This is a genomic window from Streptosporangiales bacterium (assembly GCA_009379955.1).
Lineage (GTDB): Bacteria > Actinomycetota > Actinomycetes > Streptosporangiales > WHST01 > WHST01.
The window spans coordinates 26689-44832 of sequence record WHST01000024.1 but is presented as its reverse complement, the minus strand read 5'-3'; the positions used below and the strand labels follow the sequence as shown (position 1 = coordinate 44832).

Here is an 18144-nt window from a genome sequence, read left to right as displayed (position 1 = left end):
ACACACCCTAGTCCAACGGTTTGTCCTTGGTCTCCGGCATCGTCAGGTACACGACGAGCCCGATCGCGGCGGCCACACCGAGGTACAGCGGTGTCCAGGCGGCCAGCTCGTTCGCCTGCAACCACGTGGTGATGTACGGCGCGGTGCCACCGAACAACGCGACCGCGAGCGCGTACGGCAAGGCGATCCCGGTGCCGCGCACCGCGGCGGGGAACTGCTCGGACATGATCGCCGCGCAGTTGGCCGAGTAGCCGAGCAGGAACAACATGCCGACGAGCTCGATGCCGAGGATCGTCCAGAAGTCGTTGCGCAGCAACGCGAATGCGGGCCACGAGAACACCAGGAACCCGCCCGCGAACACCGACATCGTCACCTTGCGACCGACGCGGTCCGACAGGATGCCAACGAACGGGAGGGCCACGGTGAAGCAGGTGATCGAGATGGTCTTGATCAGCAGGGCTTCCGAGAGTGGCATACCGGTGGCGACGTTGACGTAGGCCGGCATGTACGAGATCCACACGTAGTAGAAGAGCGTGCCCGCGATCGTGATGCCGACCACGCGCAGTGCCGCCCGCGGGTGATACTTGAGCACGTCGAACAACGGCCGCGACCGACGGCGTTGCGCCGCCTTCTCCTTGTCGCGGAACTCACCGCTGTCCTTCGCCGCCACCCGCAGCCACAGTCCGACGAGACCGAGCACTGCCCCGAAGGCGAACGGGATCCGCCATCCCCAGGACTCCATCTGTGCGTCCGGGATGAGGAAGGTGAGAGCGGATCCGAGGCCGGCCACGATGATGTGCGCTCCGGCGACGGTCACCTGTTGCCAGGAGCCGTAGAACGCGCGCCGGCCCGGCGGTGCGGTCTCGACCAGGTACGCGGACGAGGCGCCGAACTCTCCTCCGTTGGAGAAGCCCTGCGCCAGCCGGGCGAGACACAAGATGATGGGTGCGGCGATCCCGATGGTCGCGTAGCCGGGGCACAGGGCGATCACCAGGGACGCACCGGCCATGATGCCGACGGTCAGGGTGAGACCGCGCTTCCGGCCGAACTTGTCGACGTACGGCCCGAGGACCGCGCCGCCGATGGGCCGCATGATGAATCCGACAGCGAAGACCGCGAGGGCCGACAGGAGCGCCGCCGTCTTGTCCGCGTTCGGGAAGAACTGGCTGGCGAAGACAGGCGCGAACGTCGCGTAGATGTTCCAGTCGACGAACTCGACCGCGTTGCCGACGCTGCCGGCGACGACGGATCGTCGACGCTCTCCCAATCCCGGTGTGGCTCGAACGGCGGTGGTCATGGGGTGCCCTCCGACTCTACGGATCGCAGGTCGGCCGCCACATGCTCGACGACCTGCTGGTGTGTTGCCAGCCACACGTCGTCGTGTCCGGTGATGTGGTCGAGCAGCTCCTCGAGCACCACGATGCGCGACCTGTGCCCGATGACATGCGGGTGCAGGGTCAGCTGGAACATCCCCCGTTCCGCACGCGCCTGGTCGAACTCGTCGCGCCAGATCGTGCCGAGCGCTCGCGGCGGTGTGTGCGGCCTGATGCCCGCGAACCGGTCCATCATGAGGTACGGCGCGTCGTCGCGGATCCACTCGACGGGGAGTTCGACGATGCCCGTCTCCACGCCGTCGGCGATGATCTCGTACGGCTCGTCGTCGCCCATCAGTGAGGAGTCGTAGCGGAATCCGAGCTGCCTGATCACGTCGAGAGTGTGGTCGCTGAACTCCCACGACGGCGTGCGGATGCCGACGGGCCGCGTGCCGGACAGTCGTTCGAGCGTGTCCAGGCTCCGCTCCGTGAGTTCGCGTTCGACTGCCGCGCTGAGCAGCGTGTTGCGTTCGTGGATCCAGCCGTGCACGCCGACCTCGTGGCCGTGTTCCACGTAGCTGCGCGGCTCGTGGGGATGCAGCAGACCGGAGACCGCGGGCATGAAGAACGTGGCGGGTGTGCGGAAGCGTTCGAGCAGCCGCAGGATCCTCGGTACGGCGACCCGCGCGCCGTACTCACCCTGCGACAGCCGCCCCGGATGGGTGTTCCCGTCTCGCAGGGCGGACGTCTCGTGGTCGGAGTCGAACGAGATCGCGACGGCGACGTGCGCGTCGTCCGGCCACGTGCGCACGAGCCGTCGACCTGCCCGCACCCGTGCGACCGGCCGCCGCCAGTCGTCCTCCGACCACTGCCAGGACTCGACCGTCACGGTGCCTCCAGCTCGGGCGGGCAGGATCCGCTAAGCGAGCTCATTAGATCTAAGATCCAAAGTGCCGTCAACGATGCGTCGCCGTGGCTCAGGCTGCTGGCAGGGTGAGGGTGACGACGGCACCGCCGAGCGGCTCGCCGTTCCTGACGTGCGCGGCGCCGTCATGGGCGGCGACGAGTGCGCGGACGATGGCAAGGCCGAGCCCGGCGCCGGTGTGGCGTGCGGGGCCGGCGTCGTCGCGGACGAATCGTTCGAAGGCTGAGCTCATGAGTGAGGGCGGGAAGCCCGGGCCGTCGTCGGCGATCTCGATGGTGACGGTGTCGCGCCCTCGCGTCACCCGCACCTGTACCTGCGCTGCGCCGGCCGCAGCGCTGTTGCCGGTGACGTTGGCCAGCACCTGGTTCAGCCGGTCGGCGTCGCCGTCCACCACGGCCGCGTCGCCGGTGACGTCGATGCGGAGTCCGAGGACCCGTTCGAGAGCAGTTGCCTCGGTGGCGAGCACGTCGTGGATGTCGACCGGTTGCCGGTCGACCATGACCGCGCCGGCTTGGGCACGTGCGAGGAGTAGCAGGTCGTCGGCGACGTCGGCCAGCCGGTTGGCCTGACCGAGAGCGGCACGCAACGACCGCTCTACCTCCTCGCGGTCGTCGGCGGCGGTCAGCGCGAGCTCGATCTCTCCGCGCAGCACAGCGATGGGCGTGCGCAGCTCGTGGCTGGCGTCGTCGACGAACGCCCGTTCCCTGGTGAAGGCGACGTCGAGCCGAGTGAACATGTCGTCGAGCGTGCGGGCCAACCGGGCGATCTCGTCGTCGCCGGGTATCGCGGGGAGCCGGCGACGGCCGTCGAACGAGGAGATCGCGGCCGCCTCCCTGGTGAGCGCGTCGACGGGCCTCAACGCTGCGCGGACGACGAGCCAGCCGGCCACGGACAGGGTTCCGACCAGGAGAGGCGCGGCGAGCAGGAGCACGACGAGTAGGCGACCTCGGGCTGCCTCGATCGGTTCCGCCGACGCGGCGACGCTCAGCACGCGTCCCGCGGGCAGGCGTTGCGACAGTAGCCGCACCGGCTCTGCCTGCTGTCCTGGACCCAAGGTGAGTCGCCGAGTGAGGAACGTCCTGCCATCGACCGCCCGTACCTGGCCGGTGTCGAGCAGCCGGCTACCAGACAGGGACGTGGAGCTGGCGACGATGCTGCCGTCGGGTGCGTAGAGCTGCGCCAGTGCGTCGCGCCGGATGACGGTGAGGTCTCCCGTGTTCGCCGTGGCGGTGAGGTCGGTGGCCCGGTTGGCGAGGCCGGCGTCGAGCGCGGCGCCGAGCTGACGGTCGAGCAGCACGTAGAGCAGGACGAGGCAGAGCACCACCGCTGCGGACGCGCCGCAGGCGAACCCCACCACGAGTCGGGCGCGCAACGAGCGCGGCAGCAACCGCACGTTCCCACCTCCGTGTCCTCATGATCCTCTCATCGACGCACGGCCAGGCTGGCCCCATGCGCCGACCAGATGCGCCTAGTCTGGACCTCATGAGGGTCCTCGTCGTCGAGGACGATGTCGGCATGGCCTCGCTGCTCGTCCGTGGATTGCGCAGGGAGGGCTACGCCGTCGACACGGCAGCTGACGGCGACAGTGCTCTGTGGAGCGTGCTCGAGAACGACTACGACGTCGTCGTGCTCGACGCGATGATCCCGCCGCCGGACGGGTTCGAGGTGTGCCGGCGGATGCGCGCCGCCCAGCGGTGGGTGCCCGTGCTCATGCTCACCGCCCGCGACACCGTGCCCGACCGGGTGCGTGGCCTGGACGCAGGTGCCGACGACTACGTCACCAAGCCGTTCGCGCTGGCCGAGCTGTTCGCACGCATCCGGGCGCTGACGCGCCGCGACCCGTTGGAACGTCCGCCCATCGTCCGGGTCGGTGATCTCATGCTCGACCCGAGCACCCGGGTCGTGCGACGGGGTATGACCGAGATACCGCTCTCGCCCAAGGAGTTCGCGCTCCTGCATGAATTGATGCGTCGCTCCGGGGAAGTGCTCAGTCGGACGTACCTGATCGAGCACGTATGGGACTTCGCCTATGACGGCGGATCCAACATCGTCGACGTGTACGTCCGCTACCTGCGCGACAAGCTCGACCGACCGTTCGGCCGGCACAGCGTCCGTACTGTACGCGGCGCCGGCTACCGGCTCGACGTCGAAGGCTGACCCGTCGATCGTCGACCGGTCGCATCCTCCCCACGTCACTCCGGCGGGCGGCTGTCCACCTGCACGGTCACGCGCAGCGCACCGCATCTCGGACAGGCGATCCCGCCAGGGACGGTCGGTGTGACGGTGGGCACGCCGCCCAGCGAGTAGTAGTCGCAGCCGTGGCCATGGTCGTCCTCCACGTGCCTGACGTCGTACTCGGTGACCCAGACGTACTGGCAATGCCAGCAGGTGAACCTGACTGCTTGTGCGGTCTGCTCATGGCGCATTTGCCGTCTCGCCTCTCGTCGCCTTCTGTCAGGTCGTCTACCAGCGTCCGGCAACCGGCATGAGAAGACGATGAGAGCCCGGTACGGCCCCCCGGTGACCGGTCCGGCAGTATGCGTGCGGACGATGATCACCGCTCGGGGAGGCCACGTGTCGGCGCTCGATGATCTGCAGACCAAGGCGCAGGCGGCGAGGGATGCGCTCGACACGCCCGAGGGTGTGGTGTCCGAGCTGGACTCCGAGACCGGTGACGTGGCCGGTCGGTTCGTGGCGCTCGGTTCCGAGACGCCCGCGCAGGTACTGCAGCAGGCTGGCAGCGACGCGCTGACCCGTGCACGGGAGTACCTGGTGCAGGCGCGGGGCGCGCTGGATGACTACGTGGCCGCGTGCGAGCAGGCGAAGGGCTCGGGTGGCGATTGACTGCCGCGAGGCTCAGGAACGCCAGCAACTACATCAGCGAGCAGCGAGCCTCCCATTCGTTCAGGATGGGAGGCATCAGGCGTTGGCGACCATCCCCGGCGGCCAGCATCGTTGACGCTGTCGGACCGGCGCCGCCGGCACATCCTGGACGGTGACCCGGACAGCACCAGCGGCGGTCACCGGTACGGCACCGGGAGGCCGGGCAAGACTGAGTTCCCCCAGGCGTGGAGCGACGAGACGATCGTGCAGCGCGTCCTGTCGGTGGCACAGTCACCGGATGAGACGCCGCGGCTGCAGAACAACGGCAAGTGGTACACCCATGGACTGCACGACGGCGTCGATGTGGTGGCTGTGGTGCACCGGAGGGATGGGATCGTGACGGGCTATCCGCTGCCGGGAGGCCGTGGTGTCAGACAGAACCCGGAGGAGTGAGCATGGATGAGAAGGAGACTGCGCGGCGTGCGAAGGCGTTGCCCGACCGGTTCGCGGACCGGGTGGGTGACGAGCTGTCCATCCTTCGCTCACATGCTGCCGGCGGTGAGTGGGGCGAACTGGTAGACGACCTCTTAGCCACGCTCGCCAAGCACAAGGCGCCCGTCACCCCCGCCGAGCGCGACGAGCTACGCGCGCTGGCGGAGGCGACCGGTGAGGGTGGGAAGTATGTCGACGGGCTGACCGTCCAGGCGTGACCAACGATCCATCCGGCTGCCTACCAGGGCTTCGTCCGGGGGGCCGAACGGCCTTCTACCGACACCGAGACGTCGGCCAGTTCGTGTAGTAGCGCGGCCCGCGTCGTGAGGTGCTGTGGGTCGTCCCAGAGGTTGACCAGCTCGTCGGGGTCGGCGGTCAGGTCGTAGAGCTCGCCGCTTCGTTCGCGTTCGGTGGTCGGGTGTCCGTGCCACACGACGAGCTTGTGGTCGCCGGAGCGCAGCATCGTCGTGTGGACCTCAGGCTCGTTGGCGTAGCCGGAGTCGCGGTACTGCGACAGGGCCCAGGTCCGTGCGGCGCAGTCGCCGCGTGCGACCGCGACGAGGTCGAGGCCCTGGTCCCTGGGAGAGGGCTCGACGTCGGCCGCCACCCGCACGGTGCGCGCCACGTCGTGGACGCCGACGAAGCCTGGCTCGCGGACGCCTGCCGGCACGTGTCCCGGCCACCGGACGACCATCGGAACCCGCACCGCGACGTCGTACATCATCGGGCCCTTGAGCAGCATGGCGTGGTCGCCGAGCATCTCCCCGTGGTCGCTGGTGAAGATCACCAGGGTGTCGCGCGCCAGGTCACGTTCGTCGAGGTGGTCGAGCACCCGGCCGACGCAGTCGTCGACCAGCGTCACCATGGCGTGGTACGTGCGCCGGATCTCGTCGATGCCGGCAGGGTCGAAGTCGGCGAATGCCGGACCGTGGCCCGCATAACTGGTGTGCGACGACTCGGTCTGGAACGGCGGCTTCGCGGCGAGCTCGTCCGGTCCGCCCACCGGTCCTGGCACCGACCCCGGCGGATACATCTCGAGATACTCCGGTGGAGCCGCGAACGGATGGTGCGGATCGAAGTAGTTCGCGACCAGGAAGAACGGCTGGTCCTCGGGCTGACCGTCGAGGAACTGCAGCACCTCCTCGGTGACCCAGGTCGAGTAGTGCGCCTCCGTCGGCATCTCGTCGAAGGCGGTGTTGGCGTGTGTGAAGCCCTCCAGGTCGGGAGTGACCACGTCACCGACCGCGGCGGCCCAGAGCCCGGGGAACCTTTCGGCGAGCCACTGGTGGTACGCGTTCTCCGGCGAACCGTGGAACGGGTCGTGCGCCCACCGGAAGACCTGGAAGCCGTCGTCCACCCGCTGCTCGGTCAGGCCCTGGTAGGCCGCAGAGAGGTGGAGCTTGCCGATCAGCCCGGTCCGGTAGCCGTCGGTGGCCAGCTCACGCGAGATCATGTCGGTGCGCTCGGGCATCGTCACGCCGTTCGCCCAGAGCCCATGGGCGCTCGGGTACTCGCCCGTCAGCATGGACGCCCGTGCCGGCGAACACACGGGGCTGGGTGAATAGCAGCCGTCGAACACCGCTCCCTCGTCGGCGAGCCGCTGCAGGCTGGGTGTTCTTGCCACGCTCCCCGGGTGCGTGGAGATCACGTCGTAGCGGTGCTGGTCGGTGCAGATGATCAGGACATTGGGGCGACGCGGCACGTCGAAACGCCTCTCTGAACGAAGGACATCACTTGATGCTTCCCACCGAAAGGCCGCCGATCATGTACTTACCGAACACGACGGCCAGCAGGATGAGAGGCAGGGAGAGGAGCACGACCCCGGCCATCATCTGGTTCCACTGCAACGAGTAGCTGCCAAGGAACTGCTGCAGCGCCAGCGGCACGGTACCGGCTCGGCTGCCGGTGAGGACCAAGGGGAAGAGGAAGTTGTTCCACGAGAACAGGAACGTCATGATCGCCACCGACGCCGTACCCGGCCGGGCGATCGGCAGGATGACCGACCAGAGGGTTCGCATCGGGCCCGCGCCGTCGATGGCGGCGGCCTCGTCGATCTCCCGCGGGATGCCGTCGAGGAACACCTTGAGGAGGACGGTGGCCAGGGCGACGTTGTACGGCAGGTAGACGATGAGCAGCGCCACCAGGGTGTCGTCGAGGCCGATCCGGTTGAAGATGGCGTAGGCCGGGATGCTCAGGCCGATGGCGGGAAGGGCGCGTGCGCACAGCAGCCAGAACCCCATCGGACCGGCCGCCGACGAACGAGAACGGCTGAGCGCGTAGGCAGCCGGCGTGGCGATGACGAGGGCGAGCACGGCCGATCCCAGACTCGACTGCAGGCTGTTCAGGAGCGGCCCGGTGAACGAGTACTCGGCGAAGAGTGAGCGGAAGCTCTCCAGTGTCGGCGTGAAGATCCACTGCGGTGTCGGCTCGTTGCTCACGATCCGCGGCTGGAAGGCGGTCAGCACGGCGTACACGATGGGCAACAGGAAGAATCCGAGCAGCAGGACGAGGACCGCGTAGCCGACCACGGCGGACAGTCCTCTCGGACGGCGCCTACCGGCTGCCGTCGGGGGACCGGACGTGCTCCGGCGCTTGCTCACAGGGCGCGCTCCATCCGCCGCTGCAGGGCGAGCAGCATGACGACGCAGGCCATGGTGAACACCACGACCAGGACCGCGATCGCCGCGCCGAGACCGAAGCGCAGCTCCCCGAAGAAGACCTGGTAGTTGAAGTAGGTGAGCAGCTGGGTGCTGCTGCCGGGACCGCCTCGGGTCAGCACGTAGATGGTCGGGAAGACCTGGATCGCGTCGATGAAGCGCAGCAGGGTGATCGCGACGATGGCCGGGGCGATGACGGGCAGCACGACGTACCGGATCACCGTGAGTGGCCCGGCACCGTCGATGTGTGCCGCCTCGCGCAGCTCCGGCGGAAAGCCGGCAAGGGCGGCCAGGGTGAGCAGGATGACGAACGGGGTGTACTGCCAGACGTCGACGGCGATGATGACGCCCATGGCCGACTCTGCCTGCGTGAGCCAGGCCTGGTCGATGCCCACCGCGGACAGGTAGTACGACACCAGTCCGATGTCACCTTGCAGCAGGTACTTGAAGACCAGCGCCACGGCGATGGGCGGGAGGACCGCCGGCCAGAGCAACAGCATCCGCACCACGGGGTTCCGCGGGACGAGCCGGTCCAGCAGCAGCGCCGCCGAGACGCCGAGGACGATCTCGATGGCAAGGGCGCCGACGAGGAACTCGACAGCCAGTGCGACCGACCGCCAAAGTGCGCCGCTTGCCAAGGCGGTACCGAAGTTCGCCACGCCCTGTACCGACGTGATCCCGAGGTCGCCATCTTCGTCGCCGAGCGCGAGAGCGACCATGTACCCGATCGGCAGGATGGTCGTGGTCACCAGGACCACGACCAGCGGTGCCATGAAACCCCGCTGCCACCGTCGGTGCCGCGACACCGCCGTCAAGAGCCCATGGCTCGCGCGGCGGCCTGGAGTGCCTTGGCAGCCGAGGTCTGGCCCGTCACCGCCTTGCTCAGCTCCTCGGAGACGCGCTGGCCGAGCGTGTTCCACCGTGAGGTCCGCGGCAGGTAGCTCGCGTCGTCGAAGGGGGTGAATCCTCCCTTGTTCGCGGTCGCGATCGTCCCCTTGACCGAGTCGACGAAGTCGTCGAACGCGTACCGCTTCCGGTACGCCGGGCTGTCGTAGACGGACGCCAGCGGCGGTGTCGAGAAGGCGACCTTTCCCGTGGTGGCCGCGGTCAGCGTCTGGCTGAGCGTGGCCCACTGCGTGAACAGCCACGCCGCGTCGGCGGCCTTGCTCTTCGCCGAGATGGACCAGCCATGGGCGTTGTAGGGCACGAAGGATCCTTCGGGTCCGGCCGGGATGGCGAACGTCCCGACCTTGCCGGCGGCCCGGGAGGCGTCGGGATCGTTGAAGGTGTCACCGAAGACCGCGCCCTCCTGCACCATCGCCACCTGCCCGGTGGTGAAGGCCCGAGTCACGTCCTCGACGCTCCAGTTCGTGGAACCGGTGGGCGCGTAGTGGCGCGTCAGGTCGATGTACAGTTCGAGCGCCTGCAGGGCCTCAGGACTGTCGATGGCGACGCCGGAGTAGGCGCCGTCCCGGTAGGAGTCGTAGTAGCGACCGCCGAACGCGTACAGCCAGGCCGACCACACGAACATCAGCTGCGAAGGGCTCGGGGCGCTGCGCAGCGCGATCGCCGAGACGCTGTCGCTGTGTACGGTCCGGCAGGCCTTCCTCAGCTCACCGAGGGTGGTGGGCGGCTCGACCTTCTTCGCCTCGAAGATGTCCGTGCGATAGAAGAAGATCTGGGTCCCGATGAACGACGGGGCTGCGTAGAGCCGACCGTCCACGCTGAGCTGTGCGGTGGTGCCCTTCCCGTACGCTGCCGGGTCCCACGCCGGAACGGTGGCCTTGGAGGACGCCTTCAGCTTCGTCATGTCGGCGAGCCACTCCCGCTCGACATACGTGGGCACCAGACCGGATGTCGACTGCACGACGTCGTACCCGCCGCTGCCCGACCCGAGGGCGACGGCCGCCCGGTTCACCGCCGACTGCTCGTCCAGGCTCGTCCACCTGACCTTGATCCCGGTCAGCTCGGTGAACTGGCCGATGATCGCCTTGATGGCGTCCGCCTGAGGCGCGGCGTAGGCGAGCACCGTGAGGTCGGTGGTGCCCAGCGTCGGGCCGATCTTCTTCAGGAAGGCGTCGGTGCCGCCACCCAGGCTCGGGGCGTCCGTCGCCGGCGCACCGCCCCCGCCGGCCGCGCAGGCCGACAGTGCCCACAGTCCTCCCAGCGCGGCGCCGCCCCGCAGCAGGTTCCGCCGGGTGAGGGGCTTCATCGGGTCTGACACGTCTCCTCCTCGGGTCCGCCGTGGACGCTCGTATGAGCGTGTTCACGCGTCCGCTCACGTGTAGATTGAAGTGACTGGGAGATCGGCGGTCAAGCCGGCGTCGCTGATCGCTCAAACGAGCGTTCAGATGTTCTGTGAGGGAGCGGTCGTCATGGGGTCGCGGCACCGGGTGACCACCAGTGAGGCGGTGCTGATGACCAATGTGGGGCGCCGCTACTACCTGCACGGGCAGTCCAAGAACGAGATCGCCGACGTGCTCGGGATCAGCCGGTTCCGGGTGGCCAGGCTGCTCGAGCGGGCGCGTGAGGAGGGCATCGTCCGCATCGAGGTCGGCCTTCCAGGACAACAGGACGCGGGACTGCGTCTGGAGCTGGAGCAGCGGTTCGGCCTCGGCCGCGTCGTCGTCCTCGACGTGCCGGACGAGGGTGGCAGGGACCTGCTGCGCAGGCTCGGCCGGGCGGCGGTGGAGCTGCTGGGCGAGGTGGCCACGGCCGATGACGTGATCGGCCTGGCCTCCGCGCGCCCGCTGCTGGGCATCCGCGAGGACGTGGACGCCTTCCCTGCATGCACGGTGGTCCAGCTCACCGGGGCGGTCTCACGCCCCGATGCCCTCGACATCATCCAGAGCATCCGTGACGTCACGAAGGTCGGCGGCGGCGAGGCCTACGTCTACTACGCACCCATCGTCGGCGCGGCACGGGCAGACGATCTGCGGCGCAATCCCGACGTCGCCCGTGCCTTCGCCATGGTCCCCAGGCTCACCGCCGCTGTCCTCGGAGTCGGGGCGTGGGCGCCGGGGTTGTCGACGGTCTACGACGCGGTCACCGACGCCGACCGGCAGCAAGCGGCCGAGGTCGGTGTCCACGCCGAGATTGCCGGCATCTATCTGGATCGTGACGGCGTGCCGATGCACCCGCGCATCGAACAGCACACTCTCGCGCCGTCGTTCGACGAGCTGACGAGGATCCCGACGAGGGTCGGAATCGCCTTCGGCTCCGGCAAGGCTTCCGCCACCCGCGCCGGCATCGTGGGTGGCCTGCTCAACAGCCTCATCACCCACCGCAGCGCCGCGGAAGAGCTCCTCGCGCTGCCCTGACCCGATACCGCAACGAGGAGCACCACCATGACGATGGCAGCGTCCCGAGGGCGAACCGGTGGAACGGCGATGATGCGCGGCGTCCGGCTGCCGGGCGACAGCACTGTCGAGCACGTCGAGGTCCCGGTCCCCGAACCGGGCCATGGCCAGGTGCTGGTGCGCATGCGCGCCTCGTCGATCTGTGGCAGTGACATCCGTGCCATCTACCGCGAGCATCTCGGGCACGGCGCCGAGGCGTACCAGGGCGTCATCGCGGGTCATGAACCGTGCGGGGAGGTGGTGGCGCTCGGCGCCGGCACGCGTCGCCTGACCGAGGGCGACCGTGTCGTCGTCTACCACATCGCCGGCTGCGGGATGTGCGACGAGTGTCGCCGCGGCTACGCGGTCGGCTGCCATTCGCCCTTCCGCGCCGCGCACGGCTGGCAGCGTGACGGCGGTCACGCCGACTACCTGCTGGCCGAGGAGGCGTCCTGCATCCTGTTGCCCGAGCCACTGACCTTCGTCGACGGTGCGCTCGTCTCCTGCGGGTTCGGCACGGCGTACGAGGGCCTGCTGCGGGCCGACCTGACGGCACGGGACCGGCTGCTGGTCACCGGGCTCGGGCCTGTCGGCCTCGCCACCGCGATGCTCGGGCGGGCGCTCGGCGCGTCCACGATCATCGGCTCGGACCCGTCGGCGGACCGGGTGGCCCTGGCCGAGCGCCTCGACCTGGTCGACCACGCGGTCGTCGACCCGGGCGCTCTCGACGACGCCGTCGCCGACGTCACGGGTGGCCTGGGCTGTGAGGTCGCCGTCGACTGCTCCGGCAGCGCCCATGCACGCGAGGACGCGCTGCGCAACACGCGAGCGTGGGGGCGGTGCGTCTTCGTCGGCGAAGGTGGCACGGTCACCTTCGCGGTGTCAGACCTGTTGATTCACAAGCAGATTCGGTTGCACGGCTCGTGGGTCACATCGATGCATCACATGGAGCAGCTTCTCGAGAACCTGATCCGCTGGGACGTGCGGCCCGAGCAGATCGTGACCCACCGCCTGCCCCTCGCCGAGGCGAACACCGCGTACCGGATCGCCGACGAGGGCCAGGCCGGCAAGGTGTGCCTCACCTGGGACTGACGTCCACGACCAGCCGCACCGTGACGGTATCGCCCTCGTCGAGCCCTTCGGTCCGGCGCACCGCATCCTTCACCGGTAGGACGTACAGCCCGTCCTTGGGGAACAGCGAGGTCGCCCACTCGGTGGCACCGATCCGCGCCCGGACCGGGATCATCCCCCAGCCGTAGGTCACGGCCTTGGACACCGCGTGCAGGTCGAGGCACTCCTCGTCCGGCACCGAGACGAAGTAGTACGGCGACGGGCCCCGCCAGTGCCAGATGTCGCCGGTGAAGTCCAGGTGCATCCCGTCAGGATCACCCCTCACGCGGTGTCCTCGGTGATGTGCTCCGCTCCGTCGGCCTGCTCACGCGCCATCCGGCCGGCGGGTCCTCGCCGGCCAGACCGTCGACCGCCTCGCGGAGCAGGTCGGCGTGCCCGGTGTGCCTGCCGTACTCCTCGATCAGGTCGCAGACGAGCCGACGCAGGCTGGCATGGCGACCGTCGGGCCCGGAGACGTGGACGAGCTGGTCGAGCCCGCCGTCGGCCAAGGCCGCGTGGAGCCTCGCGCGGGACCGTTCGACGGCGCCGTCCCAGAGCGCGTAGAGCTGGTCGGGGGTGTCGTCGGTGGCGGAGGCGAACTCCCAGTCGTTGCTGCCGTCCCAGTCGGTGGTGTCCCACGGCGCGCCGATCGGATCCCCGGTCAGCTTGGCGGTGAAGATGTAGTCCTCCACGGCAGCAAGATGCTTGAGCAGGCCGCCGAGGGTCAGCGAGGAGGCGCCGATGCGGGTCTGCAGTCCGGCCGCGTCGAGGTCGTCGGCCTTCCAGCGGAAGGTCGTGCGCAGGCGGTCGAGCGCACCGATCAGGTGCTCGAGCTCGGTGCCGGCGAGTGGGGGCTCCCACGGGTAGTCGCTGTCGGTCATGGCGCCACCGTAGAGCCCATTGCGGACGTTCTGTGTCCGGATGCCGTGTCACTCGTGCGGTCGGAGCCTGGCCGCCCGACGCGTGAGGTACGGCTGCGCGATGACCCACAGGTCAACGCCGGTCAACGCCGAGCGGCGCCGATGGTCCCGTCGTCGCGCATGCCCTTCAACACCGAACGTGCCGCCGTCAACGTGTCGTCGATGTGCTCACGCGTGTGCGCGCCGGACACGTGGTTCCTCTTGAGAGCGAGCGGAATCATCAGGAAGCCTGCGTCGGTCATGCGCCGGTGGAAGGTGGAGTACGCGACATCGTCGTTGGACATCAGGTCGCGGTAGCCCCGGATCGGGCCGGACGTGAAGTACAGCGAGAACACACCACCGAACCCGGCGACCGTGGCCTCGATGTCGAGCTCGGTGACGATGTCACGCAGCCCGCTGCGCATCGCGTCACCGAGCTCGTACGTCCGTTGGTAGAAGCTCGGATTCCCGGCGAGGTAGTCGATGGTGGCGATGGCTGCGCCGACGCCCACCGGATGGCCGTTGAAGGTGCCGGCGAGGAGCACGTCGCCACCGCGGCCGTCGAAGCGCTCCATCAGGTGCCTCGAACCGGCGAGACCTCCGATCGGATAGCCGTTGGCCATGCCCTTGCCGAACGTGGTCAGGTCCGGGTGGACGCCGCAGATCTCCTGGTACCCGCCGAACGCGTGCCGGAAGCCGGTGATGACCTCGTCGAAGACCAGCAGCGCGCCGTTGTCCGAGGTGAGTGCTCGCAGTCCTTCCACGAACGCTGCCGTGGGGAGCAACGCCCCGACGTTGTGCGGGATCGGCTCGAGGATGACAGCCGCGATCCGATCCGGGTGCAGCTCGAACAGGGTGCGCACCGACTCGAGATCGTTGAACTCGGCCACCAACGTCGAGTGGAAGGCGTCCGGGAGGATCCCTGCCGACAGGGGATCATCGCCGTAGGCCTTCTCCGGAGCGGAGATCACGTTGCGTGCCACCGCGTCGTTCGAACCGTGGAATCCACCCTGGAACTTGACCAGAAGGGGGCGACCGGTGGCGGCTCTGGCCAGTCGCACGGCCTGCGAGACGGCCTCGGATCCACTCATGGTGGCGATCATCATCTCCGCCGACGGGATCGCGTCGACGACCCGTCGGGCAAGCTCGACCTCGAGATCGGTCACTCCGATGCCGAAGAACTTGGCGTCGCGGACGGCCCGGTGGACGGCCTCGTCCACGAGGTCGCACCGGTAGCCGAGCAGGATGGCGCCGAAGGCGGCGTGGTAGTCGACGTAGCTGCGGCCGTCGGCATCGACCAGGTTCGCGCCGTCTCCTGAGCTGAACGCGTAGGGGACACCGATGGAGCGAGTCGCCGAGTTGACGCCACCGGGGATCAGTCGCTCCGCGGCGTCGGCAAGCGCCCTCCCGCGCGGTGCCACCTCGGGCGCGACGGTGCTGATCGCCGAAGGCATCAGGTCTCCAATCCAGCGGATCGAGTCGGCGACCCGGCCGCGCGATCGCGTTCTGCTCGTGGGTGTTGACCGGAGATTAGACGGTCGGACAGCGCCCTGGCAAGAGCATGGCAAAGTGTTCCATGTCGACACGTAGACGGCCTGGGCTCCTACGCAAGTCACGCAGACGACAGGTCAGGTCGCGTCTACTGCGCGTATCTGCAGGCATATCTTGACGTGCCGAGTCAGCCGTCATTACAGTCCCTCCACATGGAACAGCGTCCTATGTGTGGCTTCGATGGCCTCAGGCGGCGGAGATGATCGCCGTCTGGAGCGCGGGTGCGCCGTTCCTTCCCGCGACACGGCTGCACCTCGACGAGGCGGGAGCGTCGTACAGCGTCCTTGCCGAAGAGCCCGCCGACAGTGACTTCGACAGGGCGGCAGGGTCCGAGGTGCTGATCGTGGGCGGGAGCCCCGTGACCCGGGAGGTCCTCGCCCGCCTTCCCCGGCTCGAGCTCCTCGTCCGCGCCGGCGTCGGCGTCGAGAAGATCGACATCGACGAGGCGACCCGACGAGGCGTGATGGTCACGAACGTCACGGACTACGGAATCCAGGAGGTCGCCGACCACTCGCTGCTGCTGATGCTCGCTGCCGCGAGACGCCTCACGTACTTCGTCCGCCAGAACGAGTCCGACTGGGCGGACGCCTCGTATCTCCCGGTGGGTCGACTCAGCGGTCGTACCTGTGGACTGGTCGGTCTCGGCGCCATCGGCTCGGCCGTGGCCGCCCGTGTGACGGCGCTGGGAATGTCGGTCATCGCCCATGATCCGTGGGCGCCGGCCGAGAGGTTCGCTGCGGTCACGGCCCGTTCGGTGTCGTTGACCGAGCTCCTCGAGCTCAGCGACGTCATCAGCCTGCATGTCCCTTCGACGCCGGAGAACCGCCACCTGTTGAACGCCGAGGCGTTCGGCAGGATGCGTCGATCCCCGATCATCGTCAACACGGCCAGAGGCGCACTGGTCGACACCCCGGCGCTCGAACACGCCCTCGAGGCGGGGTTGGTCTCCGGCGCGGGCCTCGACGTGCTCGACGAGGAACCAGACGTCTCGCGGTGCGTCTCGCTGCTCCGGCGCGACGACGTCGTCGTCACCCCGCACGTGGCCTGGTACTCCGGTGCCGCCAGGGATCAGCTGGGTCGCACCGCGGCCGAGATCGCGCTCGAGTTCGAGCGGTCGGGAGTCGTGCCTCGCGTCCTGAATCCCGAGGCCGTACGGGTGGGTCGGCGATAATGCCTCGCTATCTGCTGCTGAGAGCGGGGCAGACGGTTCTGGTCATGTGGCTCGTGGCGACCACGACGTTCTTCCTCTTCAGGGTGCTTCCTGGAGATCCCGCGGCGATCACTCTCGGCGTGGACGCGTCGAAGGAGTCCCGCGCCGCGATCCGGCATGAGATGGGCCTCGACAGGCCGCTCTTCGAGCAGTACCTGACCTGGCTCGGCAGGCTCCTGCGCGGCGACCTGGGGGTGGCGTACGCGCAGGGCCGTCAACCGGTCCTCGATCTGCTCGGCGGCCCGCTGCTGCGGACGCTCGAGCTCGCCGTGATCGCGACCGTCCTCGCGATCGTGATCTCGATCCCGCTGGCCAAGGCGTCCGCGGTCCGGCCGGGCTCCGTCGTCGACCAGGTGAGCAGGGCGTTGGCGATCGTCGGGTTCAGCCTCCCGTCGTTCTGGCTGGGGATCCTGCTCCTGCTGCTGTTCTCGCAGGCTCTCGGTTGGTTCCCGGCCGGAGGCTACGTGCCCTTCGCCGAGTCGCCGATCGGCTACATCCGTTCGGTGACGCTGCCAGCCGTCGCCGTGAGCGTCATCCTCGCCGGCATCTTCATCCGTTTCCTCCGTGCCAGCATGTTGGAGGCTCTCGGGCAGGACTACATCCGTACCGCCCAGGCCAAGGGCGTGACCGAACGCCGCGTGTCGTACCAGCACGCACTTCGCAACGCACTGCTCCCCTTCGTGACGGTCGTCGGGATGCAGTTCGGTCTCCTCGTCGGCGGCCTGGTCGTGGTCGAGCAGGTCTTCAACTGGCCCGGCATCGGACTGCTCATGGTGCAGGCGATCCTCAGTAGGTCCTACGACCTCGTCCAGGGCGCCGTCCTGATCACGGCACTGAGCTTCGTCGTCGTCAACACTCTCGTCGACATCTCCTATCGCGTCATCGACCCGAGGATCACCCATGCCTGAGGGATCGGCGACACAGAGCACCGGGCAGCGGTTCCTCATGGGGCGAACACTCCGGCTGTTCCTCCGCGACCGCGTCACGGTGTTCGCGACCGTGGTCTTCCTCCTCTTCATGTTCGTGGCCGTCATGGCGCCGCTGCTGGCGCCGTTCACCGAGCGAGAGCTCGCCGGCATCCCCCTCCAACCTCCCTCGGGTGCGCACTGGTTCGGCACTGACGAGTTGGGCCGCGACATCTTCAGCCGCGTCCTGTACGGGGCTCGCACGTCGCTCACCGTCGGTGTGCTGGCAAGCGTGATCTCGTTGCTGATCGGGATGCCCTGGGGTCTGCTCAGCGGGTTCTACGGCAGCTGGGCGGATGCCGCCTCGATGAGACTCACCGATGCACTACTCGCCTTCCCCGGGATCATCCTGGCCCTGGCGGTGGTGGCCGTCGCCGGGCCGAGCACCGTCAACCTCGTCATCGCCATCGGTGTGATCCAGGCTCCCCGGTTCACCCGCCTGATACGTGGTGAGGTGCTGAGCCTGCGGGAACGCGACTTCGTCGCCGCCGCACGATCGTTCGGCGCCACCAACCTGTTCATCATCCGCCGAGCGATCCTGCCCAACGTGGTTCCCATCGCCACCGTCCAGTTCACCCTCACCTTCGCCACCGCGGTGCTCATCGAGGCCTCGTTGAGCTATCTCGGTCTCGGAGTCCAGCCGCCGACGGCCGCCTGGGGCGGGATGCTGCAGACGGCCAGGAGCTTCATGGCACAGAGCCCCACCTACAGCATCTTCACCGGCGGAGCGATCTTCCTCACCGTCCTGAGCCTCAGCCTCATCGGAGATGCGCTGCGGGACGCGGTCGATCCTCGGCAACTCACCTCCGGAGCGCGAAAGCTCGTGAGGCAGTCGGTATGACCTCCAGCTCGCCCGAACCC

20 protein-coding genes are annotated in these 18144 nt (G+C 68.5%); 9 read left to right on the top strand and 11 right to left on the bottom strand.

Annotated elements, in window-relative coordinates:
- Positions 1-7: 7 nt before the first annotated feature.
- From GEV10_09990 to GEV10_09980, 3 genes are all read right to left on the bottom strand, one after another.
- A complete protein-coding gene (locus GEV10_09990; GenBank protein MQA78789.1) occupies positions 8-1297 on the bottom strand; it encodes an MFS transporter in 1290 nt (429 codons plus the stop codon).
- Positions 1294-2226, bottom strand: a complete 933-nt coding sequence (locus tag GEV10_09985; protein ID MQA78788.1) for a polysaccharide deacetylase family protein — start codon at positions 2224-2226, stop codon at positions 1294-1296. Before GEV10_09985 ends, GEV10_09990 begins: the two co-directional genes overlap by 4 nt.
- A gap of 64 nt (positions 2227-2290) precedes the next feature.
- Positions 2291-3631 carry a HAMP domain-containing protein gene (locus GEV10_09980; GenBank protein MQA78787.1) on the bottom strand — a complete coding sequence of 447 codons (1341 nt, stop codon included), beginning with the start codon at positions 3629-3631 and terminating at the stop codon, positions 2291-2293.
- Between the two features lie 89 nt (positions 3632-3720).
- Between GEV10_09980 and GEV10_09975 the strand changes: the two genes are divergently transcribed.
- Positions 3721-4395 (top strand): response regulator, encoded by a 675-nt coding sequence (locus GEV10_09975; GenBank protein MQA78786.1) that lies wholly within the window; start codon positions 3721-3723, stop codon positions 4393-4395.
- Positions 4396-4430: 35 nt separating this feature from the next.
- Here the strand turns inward: GEV10_09975 and GEV10_09970 are convergent, their stop codons facing one another.
- Positions 4431-4664 (bottom strand): hypothetical protein, encoded by a 234-nt coding sequence (locus GEV10_09970; protein MQA78785.1) that lies wholly within the window; start codon positions 4662-4664, stop codon positions 4431-4433.
- Positions 4665-4812: 148 nt separating this feature from the next.
- Here GEV10_09970 and GEV10_09965 point away from each other — a divergent pair, with 148 nt between their 5' ends.
- Genes GEV10_09965 through GEV10_09955 form a run of 3 tightly spaced genes read left to right on the top strand, consistent with a single transcriptional unit; the run spans position 4813 to position 5771 of the window.
- Entirely contained in the window at positions 4813-5082 is a 270-nt protein-coding gene (locus GEV10_09965; protein MQA78784.1) for a hypothetical protein, read from the top strand.
- Complete coding sequence (locus GEV10_09960; GenBank protein ID MQA78783.1) at positions 5083-5514, top strand: hypothetical protein; 432 nt, start codon at positions 5083-5085, stop codon at positions 5512-5514. It abuts the gene before it with no gap.
- A gap of 2 nt (positions 5515-5516) precedes the next feature.
- Complete coding sequence (locus GEV10_09955) at positions 5517-5771, top strand: hypothetical protein (protein ID MQA78782.1); 255 nt, start codon at positions 5517-5519, stop codon at positions 5769-5771.
- A 20-nt stretch (positions 5772-5791) separates the two neighbouring features.
- Here the strand turns inward: GEV10_09955 and GEV10_09950 are convergent, their stop codons facing one another.
- The 4 genes from GEV10_09950 to GEV10_09935 form a co-directional block, all read right to left on the bottom strand.
- Positions 5792-7255, bottom strand: a complete 1464-nt coding sequence (locus GEV10_09950) for a sulfatase-like hydrolase/transferase (GenBank protein ID MQA78781.1) — start codon at positions 7253-7255, stop codon at positions 5792-5794.
- A gap of 28 nt (positions 7256-7283) precedes the next feature.
- Positions 7284-8081, bottom strand: coding sequence for an ABC transporter permease subunit (locus GEV10_09945; GenBank protein MQA78780.1), 798 nt, complete (start codon positions 8079-8081; stop codon positions 7284-7286).
- A gap of 68 nt (positions 8082-8149) precedes the next feature.
- Complete coding sequence (locus GEV10_09940) at positions 8150-8983, bottom strand: ABC transporter permease subunit (protein MQA78779.1); 834 nt, start codon at positions 8981-8983, stop codon at positions 8150-8152.
- Positions 8984-9021: 38 nt separating this feature from the next.
- The gene (locus GEV10_09935; GenBank protein ID MQA78778.1) at positions 9022-10434 is read right to left on the bottom strand and encodes an extracellular solute-binding protein; all 1413 of its coding nucleotides are present in this window, start codon (positions 10432-10434) and stop codon (positions 9022-9024) included.
- Between the two features lie 127 nt (positions 10435-10561).
- Here GEV10_09935 and GEV10_09930 point away from each other — a divergent pair, with 127 nt between their 5' ends.
- Both GEV10_09930 and GEV10_09925 read left to right on the top strand, forming a co-directional pair.
- A complete protein-coding gene (locus GEV10_09930; GenBank protein MQA78777.1) occupies positions 10562-11530 on the top strand; it encodes a transcriptional regulator in 969 nt (322 codons plus the stop codon).
- Positions 11531-11602: 72 nt separating this feature from the next.
- Complete coding sequence (locus tag GEV10_09925) at positions 11603-12640, top strand: alcohol dehydrogenase catalytic domain-containing protein (protein ID MQA78776.1); 1038 nt, start codon at positions 11603-11605, stop codon at positions 12638-12640.
- Here the strand turns inward: GEV10_09925 and GEV10_09920 are convergent.
- From GEV10_09920 to GEV10_09910, 3 genes are all read right to left on the bottom strand, one after another.
- The gene (locus GEV10_09920; protein MQA78775.1) at positions 12627-12923 is read right to left on the bottom strand and encodes a DUF1905 domain-containing protein; all 297 of its coding nucleotides are present in this window, start codon (positions 12921-12923) and stop codon (positions 12627-12629) included. The two genes, GEV10_09925 and GEV10_09920, sit on opposite strands and share 14 nt — an antisense overlap.
- A 10-nt stretch (positions 12924-12933) precedes the next feature.
- Positions 12934-13539: a DUF664 domain-containing protein gene (locus GEV10_09915; protein MQA78774.1), complete on the bottom strand. Its 606-nt coding sequence runs from the start codon at positions 13537-13539 to the stop codon at positions 12934-12936.
- Between the two features lie 122 nt (positions 13540-13661).
- Positions 13662-15011 carry an aminotransferase class III-fold pyridoxal phosphate-dependent enzyme gene (locus tag GEV10_09910; GenBank protein MQA78773.1) on the bottom strand — a complete coding sequence of 450 codons (1350 nt, stop codon included), beginning with the start codon at positions 15009-15011 and terminating at the stop codon, positions 13662-13664.
- Positions 15012-15307: 296 nt separating this feature from the next.
- Here GEV10_09910 and GEV10_09905 point away from each other — a divergent pair, with 296 nt between their 5' ends.
- From GEV10_09905 to GEV10_09895, 3 genes are read left to right on the top strand one after another with little or no spacing between them, the layout of a single operon-like run.
- Entirely contained in the window at positions 15308-16279 is a 972-nt protein-coding gene (locus GEV10_09905; protein MQA78772.1) for a C-terminal binding protein, read from the top strand.
- Positions 16279-17226 carry an ABC transporter permease subunit gene (locus GEV10_09900; GenBank protein MQA78771.1) on the top strand — a complete coding sequence of 316 codons (948 nt, stop codon included), beginning with the start codon at positions 16279-16281 and terminating at the stop codon, positions 17224-17226. The genes GEV10_09905 and GEV10_09900 overlap by 1 nt, the downstream gene beginning before the upstream one ends.
- Positions 17219-18124: an ABC transporter permease subunit gene (locus GEV10_09895; GenBank protein MQA78770.1), complete on the top strand. Its 906-nt coding sequence runs from the start codon at positions 17219-17221 to the stop codon at positions 18122-18124. The genes GEV10_09900 and GEV10_09895 overlap by 8 nt, the downstream gene beginning before the upstream one ends.
- The last annotated feature ends 20 nt before the right edge of the window (positions 18125-18144 follow it).